Annotated in this window: 12 protein-coding genes and 1 pseudogene; 6 read left to right on the top strand and 7 right to left on the bottom strand. The window is 70.8% G+C overall.

The annotated features are described in order from the left end of the window. Nucleotides 1–1,047: 1,047 nt before the first annotated feature. A complete protein-coding gene (locus IF17_RS0132095; protein WP_030573702.1) occupies nucleotides 1,048–1,629 on the bottom strand; it encodes an HD domain-containing protein in 582 nt (193 codons plus the stop codon). A gap of 12 nt (nucleotides 1,630–1,641) precedes the next feature. Further along, nucleotides 1,642–2,760: a helix-turn-helix domain-containing protein gene (locus tag IF17_RS0132090; RefSeq protein ID WP_030573698.1), complete on the bottom strand. Its 1,119-nt coding sequence runs from the start codon at nucleotides 2,758–2,760 to the stop codon at nucleotides 1,642–1,644. Between the two features lie 414 nt (nucleotides 2,761–3,174). Between IF17_RS0132090 and IF17_RS0132080 the strand changes: the two genes are divergently transcribed. The 3 genes from IF17_RS0132080 (at nucleotide 3,175) to IF17_RS0132070 (ending at nucleotide 4,920) form a co-directional block, all read left to right on the top strand. Continuing rightward, nucleotides 3,175–3,474, top strand: a complete 300-nt coding sequence (locus tag IF17_RS0132080) for a hypothetical protein (protein WP_030573695.1) — start codon at nucleotides 3,175–3,177, stop codon at nucleotides 3,472–3,474. A gap of 217 nt (nucleotides 3,475–3,691) precedes the next feature. Then, nucleotides 3,692–3,820, top strand: coding sequence for a hypothetical protein (locus tag IF17_RS1000000140170; protein ID WP_272932857.1), 129 nt, complete (start codon nucleotides 3,692–3,694; stop codon nucleotides 3,818–3,820). Then, nucleotides 3,817–4,920 (top strand): methyltransferase domain-containing protein, encoded by a 1,104-nt coding sequence (locus IF17_RS0132070; protein WP_030573692.1) that lies wholly within the window; start codon nucleotides 3,817–3,819, stop codon nucleotides 4,918–4,920. The genes IF17_RS1000000140170 and IF17_RS0132070 overlap by 4 nt, the downstream gene beginning before the upstream one ends. A 450-nt stretch (nucleotides 4,921–5,370) precedes the next feature. On the opposite strand, the gene IF17_RS0132065 is transcribed toward IF17_RS0132070, so the two are convergent. The 3 genes from IF17_RS0132065 to IF17_RS0132055 form a co-directional block, all read right to left on the bottom strand. Further along, entirely contained in the window at nucleotides 5,371–6,771 is a 1,401-nt protein-coding gene (locus IF17_RS0132065) for a cytochrome P450 (protein ID WP_030573689.1), read from the bottom strand. Nucleotides 6,772–6,923: 152 nt separating this feature from the next. Further along, a complete protein-coding gene (locus IF17_RS0132060) occupies nucleotides 6,924–7,268 on the bottom strand; it encodes an SCO4225 family membrane protein (protein WP_030573685.1) in 345 nt (114 codons plus the stop codon). A 157-nt stretch (nucleotides 7,269–7,425) separates the two neighbouring features. Next, nucleotides 7,426–7,683, bottom strand: coding sequence for a hypothetical protein (locus IF17_RS0132055; protein WP_030573682.1), 258 nt, complete (start codon nucleotides 7,681–7,683; stop codon nucleotides 7,426–7,428). Nucleotides 7,684–7,893: 210 nt separating this feature from the next. Between IF17_RS0132055 and IF17_RS0132050 the strand changes: the two genes are divergently transcribed. Beyond that, nucleotides 7,894–8,577 (top strand): DUF4232 domain-containing protein, encoded by a 684-nt coding sequence (locus IF17_RS0132050; RefSeq protein WP_030573680.1) that lies wholly within the window; start codon nucleotides 7,894–7,896, stop codon nucleotides 8,575–8,577. Nucleotides 8,578–8,600: 23 nt separating this feature from the next. Here the strand turns inward: IF17_RS0132050 and IF17_RS0132045 are convergent, their stop codons facing one another. Next, a complete protein-coding gene (locus tag IF17_RS0132045; protein ID WP_030573677.1) occupies nucleotides 8,601–9,155 on the bottom strand; it encodes a VOC family protein in 555 nt (184 codons plus the stop codon). A 111-nt stretch (nucleotides 9,156–9,266) separates the two neighbouring features. Further along, nucleotides 9,267–10,376, bottom strand: coding sequence for a citrate synthase 2 (locus IF17_RS0132040; protein ID WP_018510790.1), 1,110 nt, complete (start codon nucleotides 10,374–10,376; stop codon nucleotides 9,267–9,269). 299 nt (nucleotides 10,377–10,675) lie between these two features. On the opposite strand from IF17_RS0132040, the gene pdxH reads away from it, so the two are divergent. Further along, nucleotides 10,676–11,302, top strand: a complete 627-nt coding sequence (gene pdxH, locus IF17_RS0132035; RefSeq protein WP_030573674.1) for a pyridoxamine 5'-phosphate oxidase — start codon at nucleotides 10,676–10,678, stop codon at nucleotides 11,300–11,302. A gap of 405 nt (nucleotides 11,303–11,707) precedes the next feature. Further along, nucleotides 11,708–13,045 (top strand): annotated as a pseudogene (locus tag IF17_RS1000000138160) (PAS domain-containing protein); the annotation flags it as partial. Nucleotides 13,046–13,056 lie beyond the last annotated feature (11 nt).

The following is a 13,056-nucleotide window of genomic DNA, read 5'->3' as shown; positions in this document are numbered from 1 at the left end:
TTCTCGGTGGTGAGGTAGGTGGTCCACCACTCGTTGTCGTGGGCGGTGCGGGACCAGAACGTGCGGAACACCCACCGCATGGCCATCGGGTACGCGGCGGAGCGTGCGGGGTCAGGCAGGGCAGAGCTAGTGTGCTGGATAGCCACGGGATCGCCTTCCACGGGATCGATCTTGCGGTGAGACCCCGGCCTGGTGCTTGCTACACCGTGTCGGGGTCGTTCAGTTCTCGAACCGTAAGCACTCGTGACGCTCCGCCGCAAGCCGTCACCATTAGTCATACTTGCTCGCCGTTACGGGTCAGGGAGGTTGGGGAGGTTTCCCCTAACCCCCCAATCGCACGCGCCAGTTAAAGAAGGCGCTCGAATCCCGAAGCCCGCATCCCGAAGCCCGAACCCCGAAACCCAAGCTTCGGGCCCGACCCCGCCCAAGTACCCCCGAAGAGCGAACCGACCGCCCCCGAAGCTCGGCGCCCGAAGCCTGAGCTCCAAGCCCCGGGGACGCCCGTCTCCCCGTCTCTGCCGAGGGCAGAAAGGGCCACTGAGGAAGACCAACTCAGAGCGCAACATCCCCGCACGCACGGGGACGACAGGGCCAGAGCGGCACCGAAGCGCATCCCCGCGGGAACACCCCCGCACGCGCGGGGACGACTCCGGATGTCAACGGCTTTGGAGCCGGGGGGCGGGAACACCCCCGCACGCGCGGGGACGACTCGAGCTCGAACCCGGCTGGGTCGACGTCGACGGGAACACCCCCGCACGCGCAGGGACGACTCCTCGTGGCCCGCCATGTAGCTGTGGAGGCCGGGAACACCCCCGCACGTGCGGGGACGACAGTTCGTGACCTGCGGGTTTAGGTGGCCGGAGGGTCGTTTTTACTTACTTCTCGAGAAACGGACATATCTCCCCTCGGGCCCCGTTACGGAGTCGCGCAACTCTCATTATCTCGATGCACAGCCATGCCATCTGTCCGCGCAGGCCCTCGCCCACAGCGACGAGGCACAGCCCTCCGGTGCGGCCGGACTTCACATTCCGCCCGCACCCCAGGGGGCTACTTCTTGCCCTCCCCGAGAGCTGTGCGCAGCCAGTCGAGAGATCCTTGGGCCAGGAGTTCGTCGGCCAGTCGGTTCGCCGTTGCGGTGATGAGGCGGCTGCGGCTGTTGTCGATCCAGCGCTGGGCGTTCTCGTAGCCCTGGGCCTTGTACTCGATGCCCTGGAGGAGGCATTCCAGCTTGTCCGCGTCGCGGGCGCAGACGGCCTCGGGCGACTCCTTCGCTTCGTACTCCGCGACCAGTTCGCGGACCGCAGAGGCCAGTAGCTCGGGCATGCCTGCCGTCTGGTCGGTGGTGACTTCCTGCGGGTTGCCGGCGGGCGCGTATTTCTTCCCGAGGTGGTTCACGTCCCCGGTCCGGCTCTCCTGTGTGTCGTGCCACACGGCGAGGTAGGCGGCTTGGGCGGGGTCGGCGCCCTCCAGTTTCGCGATGATCGTGGCGATCAGCGCCGTGCGCCAGGAGTGCTCGGCGACGCTCTCGGGGTCACGTACCCCGGCCATCCACCAGCCGGTGCGCCGCGTCTGCTTGAGTGTGCCCGCCTCGTACAGGAAGCGGCCCACCGCGGACAGGTCGTCAGCCACGACCTCCTCCTCTCACGCCTCAGCGAGGCGAATCGCGTACCGGATGCCCTCCAGCTCTCGGCGTGATCGCGCCGACAGCTCCCGACCATCCAACATCACGGGCAGGGATGCGCGTAGTTCGTTGCCGATCAGGGTTCCGGGACGCAGCAGGTTCGGGCGGGCGGCGACCAATGCCCACAGAGTGTGGACGTTCAGATCGAAGAATCCGTGGTCCGGAGTCAAGCCCCGCACGAGGTGACGCATCAGCTTGTCGCCTGACCACGGGCCTGGGTTCGTGTCGGCGATGAAGTCGTCGGACAGCTGGATATGCGGTGCCTCTCCGATCCAGTACGCCCAGTAGTTGAGGTTCGCTGCCTCGCCCGCGTCGTCATCGGAGAGGGCCGTGGTGATGAAGTGCTCCATTCGGTCCCGATCGCCTTGTCTGGCGGCGACGGCCGCGACCGAACGGGCGTTGAGCCAGTTGGTCAGCCAGCCGTCCGGGCGCTCGGCCCGCTGCTGTTGGGCCAGCCACTCGGAAGTGTCGGATGCGGCGTCGTACCCGGCCAGGTAAAGGGCTTGGCGGCGTAGCAGAAAGCGGTCCCTGCCATGCGCCTGCTCTGCTGCCTGGCGCATGCGGGAAAAGAAGCGCCTGCGGTCGGCAGCAGGGAGCTCCGGTCCTCGCGGTACGGGGCCCCGGCGTGGTCGCGGCGGGTCGGGCAGCGTGCGCAACGGTGTCGGAGTCACGCCGTTGAGCGGCCAGGACAGCACCTCGACCAGCTCGCGCTGCATGACCCACGCACCGAGTGGGCTGTCACGCGCGGGTACGTCCTCGTCGAGAGCCGCTCCCAGCAGTACGTCGGCCTCCATGGCCCGTTCCAGAGTCATGAGCAAGGCCGGCGCACTACCCAGCCGTAGGAGCTGATGGCGGTAGACGAGCATCTGCCCGACCGGCACAGCGATCAGGGGGCGACGCCCCGACTCCCAGCCTGCGACGGTGTCGGGCGAAAGTCGCAGCTGCTCCGCGAGGGAATCCTGGGTGTGACCCAACTGCTCGCGAATCAGGCGGAACACGTACCCGGACACGGTCCCGCCACGGCTCCTCTGCGGCCTTCCCTGACCACTGGTCAGGGAAGTGCGTGCGCCGCTGTCCATGGTGTCCCCCTTGCCTGTCGACCGCAGCCGGACACCCGTACTCGCGGTCAGTTCAAGCGGTGGCTCCCGCTCCCTACCGTCGTAGCCACAGTGACGACGGGGCGACTGAACGTAGTGGAAGGGCATGTGTCGTGACGATGACGATCAAGGTGTACGAGGTGGACCGCGAGGGCGGTACCCGGGTGATCCGTCCGGAAGCCGAAGTGGCGCCACTGGACAGACCGGAGTACGCGCCCGCATACCCCGCTTGCGAATGCCCCACCTGCTCCGAGGGCGCCTCGTGAAGATCGCCGCTCCCGGAGACACCGCCTACAAGACCTGGCTCGGGCACACCCAGCACTGCCCCACCTGTCTTGCCGGGCTCTCGTGTCCGACGGCGGTCAAGCTTGGCCGGGTCTGGCGGGAGGCCCGCAGGTGAGGTGTTACGCGGAGGGCGACGCCCACGACTTCCCGATCGAGGACGACACCGGGGCCTACTGCCCCGAGCATGGGGTGACGCTGCTCCGGCGTGGCGAGCCGATCACCGGGGCCGATCTGGCCGAGGAGGCGGACACATCTCGGGGCGAGCTGACGGCCGGGGCGGACGGCCCGTACAGCGTCGTCTGCCGTGGTGCCTCGGTCTCGGACCTGGCCGCCGCCCACGCGGTCTGCCGGCAGGCGGACTGTGGCTGTCCGTGTCACATGACCGCCACCGTCCTCCAGGAAGCCGGGTGAGTGTCAGCTTGTCGCCTACGGATGTCCGTATTTGCGAGGCGTGTTGGCGTGCCCCGGTCACGGCTGTCCGGCGCACCACGAAGGGCCGGGATCTGTTGTGCCGGGGGTGCGCCGAGGGCAGCTGTCCGCGACGTGTCGACCTCTTTCCGCCGTTCGGGATCTACCGGCTGCGCCACCCGGGCAGCTGAACCAATCCACTCCATAAAGGAGATGCATGATGAGCAGCACCGCACTGATGGACGACGGTAAGCATGGTGGGCCGCCGTCGGACAAGCCGTGGACGCCGCCGTCGGAGCCGAAGCCGTCTCCGGACGGCAGCCGCCCCAAGTACGCCCCGCAGCTGTGAGTACCGCGCAACCCACCCCTACTTACCCGGCGCTGGTGCAGAGCCTTGCTGATCATGGGTTGCTGGATGCCCGGTGGCGGCGGGTGTTCGAGGCTGTGCCGCGTAGCAGGTTCGTCCCGGCCAGGGTGTGGCGGCAGTTGGCCGACCGGTGCGAGCCGGTTGTGGACACGGAACAGTGGCTCGCCCTGGTCAACAGCGACGAACCCGTCGTCACGCAGCTCGATGACGGGATAGAGGGCGGTCCGGGTGTGGCGACGTCGTCGAACTCGATGCCGTCGATGGTGGCCCGGATGCTCGGGCTCCTCGCTGTGGAGGATGGGCAGCGGGTGCTGGAGATCGGGACCGGTACGGGGTATGTGGCCGCGCTGCTCTGCGAGCGGCTCGGCGACGACCTCGTCCACAGCGTCGAAGTGGATGCTGTCGTGGCCCGGCAGGCGGCGGAGGCTTTGGCGGAGGCCGGGTACCGGCCGTATCTGCGGGTCGGGGACGGTGAGCAGCCCTGGCCCGGCCTCGGCCCGGTCGACCGGCTGATCGCCACCTGCGCCCTCCGCCACGTCCCGTACGCGCTGCTGCGGCAGGTGCGGCCCGGCGGGGTCCTTGTCGCTCCGCTGGCCCGGGCGTTCTGGTCCGGGGCCCTGGTCCAGCTCCACGTCCAGGGTGATGGCACCGCGACCGGGCCGTTCTGTGGTGGGGCGACGTACATGCCGATGCGGTCCCACCGTGCCCCCGACCTCCACGAGGTCCACGGCAGAGGGCGGGCCCGGGCCGCCGGCCTGGACCCCGCCCTGCTCCTCGATCTCGGGTTCGCCCTGTACGCCGGGGCGCGGCTGCCCGGCGTGCGGCTCATCCACCAGGACACCCCGGACGGTGTTCAGGTGTGGGCGACCCGCGAGGACGGGGGTGCCGCTACGGCTGTGACGGGGGAGGAGGTGTGGCAGTACGGGCCCGGGTTCCTGTGGGAGGAGATCGAGCATGCCTGGTGGGAGTACGAGACCGTCGGGCGGCCCGACGCCGGACAGTTCGGGCTGACCGTGACCGACCGGGGGCAGCAGGTATGGCTGCGCGATCCGCGCGAGGTCATCCGGCCCGCCAGGGTGTAAGCGGTTCACGGGTCCTGGCCGTGCGCACGGCCAGGACCCTGTTTGTGCACCAGCTCGGCAAGCAGGAGACCGGTCGTGCTCGCGATGTGCCATCGAGGAGTCGAGAGAGGGTGGCATGGCCAAGTCTGTTGCCCCTCCAGACAGACGGTTTTCAGCCCTGCCCACGCAGGGGCTACCCAGCTACGCAGGGCACAGCGTCTCGCCCGCAGGTCCAACCCCGCACGCGCGGGGCCCACTTGTGGATGTGCGGGATGGTCACGGACCTCGCGGGAACACCCCCGCACGCGCGGGGCACCAAGGGTACGGGCCGGGGCCGAGCGTCGTGGGCGATGCGGTCCACGTGCTGCTGGAGCTAGGGAGTCCGCCGTGAGCCGTCCGAGGGGTGGGCGGTGCGTGGTGGGGTGAGCGAGGTACGGGGGAGCGTGCTGGTCGCCAGAAGCCGGCCCGTGCTCAGGGCCGGCGGGCCGGGTCGGCTTGCTCGCCGTGGGCCGGGCCAGGAGCAGGCGGGTGTGGCTCGCGGGGTGTGGCCAGCATGGTCAGGCCCTTGGGCATCGGGGTGAGTTCCAGGCTGACGCGGACGGTCCTGCCGGGCGCCGTCGTACGGAGTGTCCGCGAGCGGACCAGGCTCGCCAGCGCGACGGGCGTCAGGATCTCCGAGGCTGCGGCGCCGGGGCAATAGCGTGGGCCGAGCCCGTAGGGGAGCAGGGCGGCGGGGGAGAGCTGGGGATGGGCCTCGGGCGACCAGCGCAGCGGGTCGAACTCCTCAGGCCGCGCGTACCGGGCAGGGTCACGACGCAGTGCGCCCAGGGGCAGGGTCACCAGGGCGCCGGCGGGTACCGGATGCTCGCCCACGTTCGTCGCGTGACGGGGTCGGCGTACCAGGAACGGGATGCCGTGCAGTCGCGTGACCTCCCTGATGAAGCCGGCGGTACGGGGCATCAGGTCGGGCCGGACCGCATCGGCCGGGGCGTCGGTGCCCAGGACGGCGTCGGCCTCGGTCCGGACGGCCGTCTGGTGGTCGGGGTGGCGGCCCAACTCGTAGCAGGCCCAGGCGAGTGTCGAGGCCGTGGCCTCGATGCCGGCGAACAGCAGCGCCCGCAGGTCGTGCAGCGCCGCGTCCGGCGGGTTGTCGGACGAGCGTTTGAGCAGGGAGACGACGTCGTTCCCGTCCGCGTCCGGCCGGTGGCGTTCGTACACCTCCCGGGTGGCCTCGTTCAGCGTCCCCAAGGCACGGCGGAAGGCGCGGCCCCTCGGCGTGGGCACCCAGGGCCACGGCGACAGCGCGTACGTCCAGAACACCCCTGCGGACAGCACGGAACGTGCTCGTGCGAGAGCGGCCAGTGTGTCCGGGGAGATGCTGCTCTTCAGCACGGTCTCGATGACGAGTCCCGCCACGATGCGGCTCATCTCGACGGGGATGTCGACGGGGCGGTCGGTGGGAAGCCCGGCGAGCAGGCCCTCGGTGCTGTCCCGTACGGCTGGTCCCAGAGCCGTCAGACGGGGTGCCGCGAGCGCCGGTTTCATCAGCGCGCGCCGGTCCCGGTGGGGCTGGCCCTCGGATCCGGCGAAACCGTTCCCGGTGAAGTCCCGAAGGCACGGGTCCGCGCTCCACGCCTGGAAGATGTCCTCCCCGCAGCCGACCTTACGGATCAGCGACGGGTCGTTGACCTGGAAGGCGACCGCTGGTCCTGCCTTCGTCCTGGTGACGGGACCCGCCTGACCGAGGCGCACCGCGATATTCGCCGGATCGAGCCAGAATCGCAGCGTACGGGAGTGCGCGACGGGCGGCTCCTCCCGAGGCTCCTCCCGCGACGCCGGGCATCCCCCGGGGGCGCCGCCCTCTTCGATCATGTCTCCCGAGCCTCCTGGGCCTTCACGGGCGTCGGCCACCCGTGTCTCTCGCCTCTCGCGACAACGAGCCGGACGAGGGCGGCGTTACGTGTGCTCGGTGCTCGGTCCCTCCCCGTCGTACTGGCGTTGGCCCGGGGATCTGGCTTCCGGGGTCAGGCGCTGCTGACACCGTTCGCGGTGCCGTGGGTGCGTCGCTCGGTGACGTGGCGGTACAGGGCACCGAGCGCGAAGGCCTGGACGACGGCGCCGATCGGGATGCCTATCAGGCCTACGGGACCTGCGAAGGTGAACAGGGAGGTGAACAGAAGCGAGGTCGGGGCGGTGGCCAGGATGGCCCACACGCCGGCGAAGCTGGCGTCCCCGGAGGAGGTGGCGGAGAAGGTGTCCACAGCGACCCACAGGCACACCGCGAGCACGACGCCCAGGTAGCCCAAGGCCAGAGGGTTCGCCAGGTAGTGACGGAAGGTCTGCGGCAGCGAACGAGAGGTCTTGGCCATGTCGGATCTCCCTGGAACGGTGGTGTGCCCGGTGTGGTGATGGTTCTGCTGACGACCTGAAGGCTGCCGTTCGCCGGTGCTCGCCACATGAGTTGTCATACTTACGTTCGTATCCGTACGCCAACGTGCCGGACTTGCAAAGGCATTGGTCCGCCCCTCACCCGCCCGACCGTAGAGCTCGTGCGATCTCGATGTCTTTTCGCAGCGCGCTCAGCCTGGGCGGGGTTCGTGACCCGTCCAGGACCACGGTGTGCAGGCGATCACCCACCTGAGGGGCCGCTACGTCCGGGGACCACCAAGAAGGGTGCTTGGCCAGGTCGATGAAGGCGGGCGTGCCGTTCGCGTCGGCCTCGGAGCCGTAGGGCCTCACGGCCGTGATCGTGGCGGCTGTCTCCTGGTGTGTCGCCAGGGGCATGCGGTCAATCCTTCCGTGGGGTGGCGCCCGTGGCGCCGGATCCGGGGCGCTCCGTGATCATGTAACCGGCCTGTGATAGTGGTGTCCGGGAACGGAGACGCCGGGATCCCCGGGGATCAACGCGCCCTCCTAGTGGGTGTTCCGGAGCCCGAGCGGGGAGCCGGACAGCGCTTCTGCCTCGGATCGTCGACCAATACCTAGGGGATCTCCATGTTCGGCCACCGCAACCGCAACCGTCGCTCGGCCCTCCTCGCCTCCGCCGCCCTCGTGGGCGGAGCCCTGCTGATGACCGCGTGCCAGGACACCGACGGGAGCGTGGACAGCGGGGCCGCGCAGAGCAGTTCTCCCTCGGCCGACGCGGGCAGTCCCTCCGCCTCCGCATCCGAGGATGCCGCCTCGGACGCCCCCACGGACGCCCCGACCAGCGGCGCCTCCGACGAGCCCACCGCCTCCCCGTCCGCCGGCAACGGCAGCGACAGCAACGGTTCCAGGGTCGGGCAGGTCTGCGGCGCCAACGACCTCTCCTGGAGCACCCGTTCCGAGAGTCAGGCCGGTGGCTACATCCTCGTCATGGCGAAGGCCAAGTCCGGGATCACCTGCGTTCTGCCGGCCGCGCTGCCCACCGTCGCCTTCGGGTCCGACGGCACCGAGGCCGGGCCCGTCGAGCAGGCCGTCGGCAAGCAGATCACGCTCAGCAAGGGCACCGTCGCCTACGCGGGGGTCAACCCCAAGACCACCAACACCGACGGGGGCAAGGAGCTCGACAGCATCATCGTCGCCGTCGGCAACGAGGACCCCAACCCCGTCACCCTCAAGGTCGGCACCATCACTGTCGACAAGCCCGTCGTCACCAACTGGCACACCGCGCCGAAGGACGCCGTTCCCTTCAACTAGGTCAACTAGGTCAACTAGGTCAACTAGGCCGGAACCGCGTCCCCGGACCCCGGCTCCTCCCCCGCACCCGCCGCCTCCCGGCGGTCCGGTGTCACCGCCTCCGACGCCCGCGGGTCCTGCGTCCTGATGTCCCGGGCCTGCTCCGCGACCCACTCGGGGCTGATCGCGGGGGTCTCGCCGAGGACCTGGTCGCGGACGAACAGGCAGAACGGGTGGCCCACCGGGTCGAACAGCACCCGTACGTCGTGCTGCGGCTGGAACTCCGCCGGTGTCGCGCCCTCCGCCACCGCGTGGGCCACCCCCGCCTCCAGGTCCGTCACCTCGAAGTCCAGGTGCAGCATCATCAGCTGGTCGCCCTCCGAGGTGAGGGAGGCGGGCCAGACCGGGGGCACGTACGGCTTCGAGGTCTGGAAGCCCAGGCCGGAACCGCCGCCCGGGGGCAAGAGCTTCACCCAGTCCGGCTCCTCCTGCACCGTCTCCCACCCCAGCAGGCGGCGGTAGAAGTCCGCCAGCTCCGCCGCGTCCGGGGCTTCGATCACCGTGCTGGACAGCGTCAGGGTCGGTCGGGGAGTGGTCACCGTGGGCCTCCTCGGTCGGGGACGCGCAAGAGGTGCGCCTCAGATGTGCCGGTACGAGTACCCCGTACCGGCACATTCACCAGCCTCGCGCCCCCGCGCCCCCCGGGGACCTCACCCCGCCAGATCCGCGATGTCCGCGTATCCCTCGATCTCGCGCGGGTTCCGCGTGCCGGGGCCGACGTACGTCGCCGACGGGCGGACCAGGCGGCCCGTGCGCTTCTGCTCCAGGATGTGCGCCGACCAGCCCGCCGTACGGGCACACGTGAACATCGACGTGAACATGTGCGCCGGGACCTCCGCGAAGTCCAGCACGATGGCCGCCCAGAATTCGACGTTCGTCGCCAGGACCCGGTCGGGACGCCGCGCGTGCAGCTCCTCCAGCGCGGCCTTCTCCAGCGCCTCCGCCACCTCGAAGCGCGGCGCCGCCAGCTCACGGGCCGTGCGGCGCAGGACGCGGGCGCGCGGGTCCTCCGCGCGGTAGACGCGGTGGCCGAAGCCCATCAGGCGCTCGCCCCGGTCCAGGGCGCCCTTCACATACGCCGTCGCGTCGCCCGTACGCTCGATCTCCTCGATCATGCCGAGGACCCGCGACGGGGCGCCGCCGTGCAGCGGGCCCGACATCGCGCCCACCGCGCCGGACAGCGCGGCCGCGACATCCGCGCCCGTCGAGGCGATGACCCGGGCGGTGAACGTGGAGGCGTTCATGCCGTGCTCGGCCGCCGACGTCCAGTACGCGTCCACCGCCTTGACGTGCTTCGGGTCCGGCTCGCCCCGCCAGCGGATCATGAACCGCTCGACCACCGAGTGCGCCTTGTCGATCTCGCTCTGCGGCACCATCGGCAGGCCCTGGCCGCGGGCCGACTGGGCCACGTACGACAGCGCCATCACCGCCGCCCGCGCCAGGTCGTCCCGGGCCGTCGCCTCGTCGATGTCCAGCAGCGGCTTCAGCCCCCAGACGGGGGCCAGCATCGCCAGCGCGGACTGCACGTCGACCCGGATGTCACCCGAGTGCACCGGGATCGGGAACGGCTCGGCCGGCGGCAGCCCGGGGTTGAACGCCCCGTCCACCAGCAGGCCCCAGACATTGCCGAAGGAGACGTGACCGACCAGATCCTCGATGTCGACCCCGCGGTAGCGGAGCGAACCACCTTCCTTGTCCGGTTCGGCGATCTCCGTTTCGAACGCGACGACTCCCTCAAGACCGGGTACGAAGTCGGACATCAGGCGGCTCCCTCAGTTCGGCGGCGGGTGGGCGACGGCCCCTGCGGCCCCGGCGCCCCCGTGCTTCGGCGCCCCGGGGGCCTCCTACAAGGCCCGCCCCAAGATATTGGCGGGTTCCCACGGAGCGGGGAAGCGTGACATCCGGCACAGGCCCCCATTTCGGCGGTGCGTGGTTACCTGCCCTCCCCGCCGGGCACACTGCGCCGCTGCGGCAGGATGGGCCCGTGCCCACACCAGAACGTTCTTCGGGACCTCTCCCGGACGATCCCACCCCCGATTCCACCACCGATCCCGCGGCCATGCGCGAGCAGTACCGCTCCGAGGATTTCACCGAGTCCGACCTCAGCCCCGACCCGATGGGCCAGTTCGCCCGCTGGTTCCGCCAGGTCGCCGTGGGCGGGGTCCTCCACGAGCCCAACGCCATGGTCGTCTCCACCGCCACCCCGGACGGCCGCCCCTCCTCGCGTACGGTCCTGCTGAAGCAGTACGACGACCGGGGCTTCGTCTTCTTCACGAACTACGGCTCCCGCAAGGGCCGCGAGCTGGCCGCCAACCCTCACGTCTCGCTGCTCTTCCCCTGGCACCCGATGGCCCGCCAGGTGATCGTCACCGGCACCGCCTCCCGGGTCTCCCGCGAGGAGACCGTCGGATACTTCCGTACCCGGCCGCACGGCTCCCAGCTCGGCGCCTGGGCCAGTGACCAGTCCACGGTGATCGGCTCCCGCGAGGAGCTCATCGAGCGGTACGAGGAGCTGGCCGCGCGCTATCCGGAGGGCGAGAAGGTGCCCGCGCCGCCGGACTGGGGCGGCTTCCGTGTCGTCCCGGAGACCATCGAGTTCTGGCAGGGGCACGGGAACCGGCTGCACGACCGGCTGCGGTACGTCAGGGAGGACGGGGCCTGGAGGGTGGAGCGGCTCTGCCCGTAGGGCGCCCGCGTCACCTGCGAGAAACCCGGAAGACGGGAGACGGAAAACGCAGAAACCCGCAGGCTCTGGTTCCTCCGTGCACAGAGGAGCCGGCCGGACTTACCGGCGAGCCTGCGGGTCGGTGACTGCTGGGTATTGGCCGGCGTCCGGCCATGCACTGCGAAAAGTGCGTGACAACGGGCGTCAGCCCGCAGCCACCTCACGAGTCCGAAGAGAAATCACTTCCGGAACACCTCCTTTCCTGTGTGCTGAGAAGCCTACGAGCGGTCCCGACGGCCGTTCAACCCATTTATTTGGCGAAGGGGGATGTGCGCTGGGTCACGTTCGAGTTGAATGGTCTGACGTGCAGCAATACGCGCGGTGACGCGCGGGGAAACAGCCGACACGTTCTGCGGGGGGTACGGAGTGAGTGCTTCCAGGAGCAGCGGTACCACCGACGCGCTCGGACCCGACGAGGGCGCCGGGGGCACGGGGGAGCCCGTGTGCCCCGAGCCGCCGGCCTCCGGCGGTGACAGCGGTGACAGCGGCGGAAGTGGCCACGGCGGCGACTGCGGCAGCGGCGAGGGAGGGGCTCCCGCCGCCGACTCCGGGGCCGAGCTGCTCGCCGCCCTCCTCGACGGCATGGACGCCGCGCTCTGCGCCTTCGACGCGGGCGGTGTGGTCACCCACTGGAACCGCGAGGCCGAGCGCATCCTCGGCTGGTCCGCGCAGGAGGCCGTGGGGCGTACGGGCTTCGCCGGGTGGGCGGTGCGCCGGGCCGACGCGCACGAGGTGCAGGGGCGGCTGATGGCCGCCATGGACGCGCCCGGGCGCCAGGTCCACGAGTTCGCCCTGCTGCGCAAGGACGGCAGCCGGGTGCTCGTGCGGACCCAGTCCGCCCGGGTGCTGGGCGCCGACGGCAAGCCGGCCGGGGTGTACTGCGCGTTCAGCGAGGTGCACGCCCAGATCGACCTGGAGCGGGCCATCGCGCTGAGCGAGGCGCTCCTTGAGGACGCGTCGTGGGGCGTGGTGCTCGTCGACGTCGACCTCCGCCCGACCGTGGTCAACGCGTACGCCTCCCGTGCGCTCGGCGGTGGCCGCACCACCCTCCTCGGCCGGCCGCTCGGTGAGCTGGTGGTCCAGGGTGTCGAGGAGCTGGAGGCGGCCCTGCAACACGTGCTCGCCGAAGGCGCGCCCGGCGCCCCGGCCGAGCTGTGGGTGACGCTGCGTACGGCGGAGGGTGAGCGGCGGCGGTGCTGGCGCAGCGGGTTCCTGCGGCTCGCCTCGCCGCTGGCGGAGGAGCCGGTTCCGCTCGGGGTGGGGTGGCTCTTCCGGGACGTCACCGCCGCCAAGCTCGCCCAGCAGGAAGCCGACCGGCTGCGGTTCCGGACGAGCCAGCTGCACCGGGCGGTGCGTACGGCCTCCGAGTGCGAGGACCCCATGGAGGCGGTGACCTCCCTGCTCGACTTCGCGCAGGCCGGGTTCGCCGACCACGTCCTCCTCGACCTGACGGCGGAGGGCCCGACGGCGGGCGAGGTGATGGAGGGCGAGCGCCTGGTGCGGACGGCCGCCACCCCCTCGGACGCGCCGGGGCCGTGCCTGCTGGTCGCGGGCGGGGCGATCCCGGTCCGTTACGGGCCCGGGCACCCGGCCCTCCAGGCCGTCGAGCGGACGGGCTCGGTCCGTACGAGTGCGGGCGCCGGGGAGGCCGCAGACGCGGCCGCCGCCTGGGCCGCCTGGTGGGGGCGGTGGGGGCGGGGGAGTAGCCGGCCCCC

Source organism: Streptomyces cyaneofuscatus, assembly GCF_000718135.1.
Classification (GTDB): Bacteria; Actinomycetota; Actinomycetes; order Streptomycetales; family Streptomycetaceae; genus Streptomyces; species Streptomyces cyaneofuscatus.
Note: the sequence above shows the minus strand (reverse complement) of the source record. Positions and strands in the feature narration are given on the sequence as shown.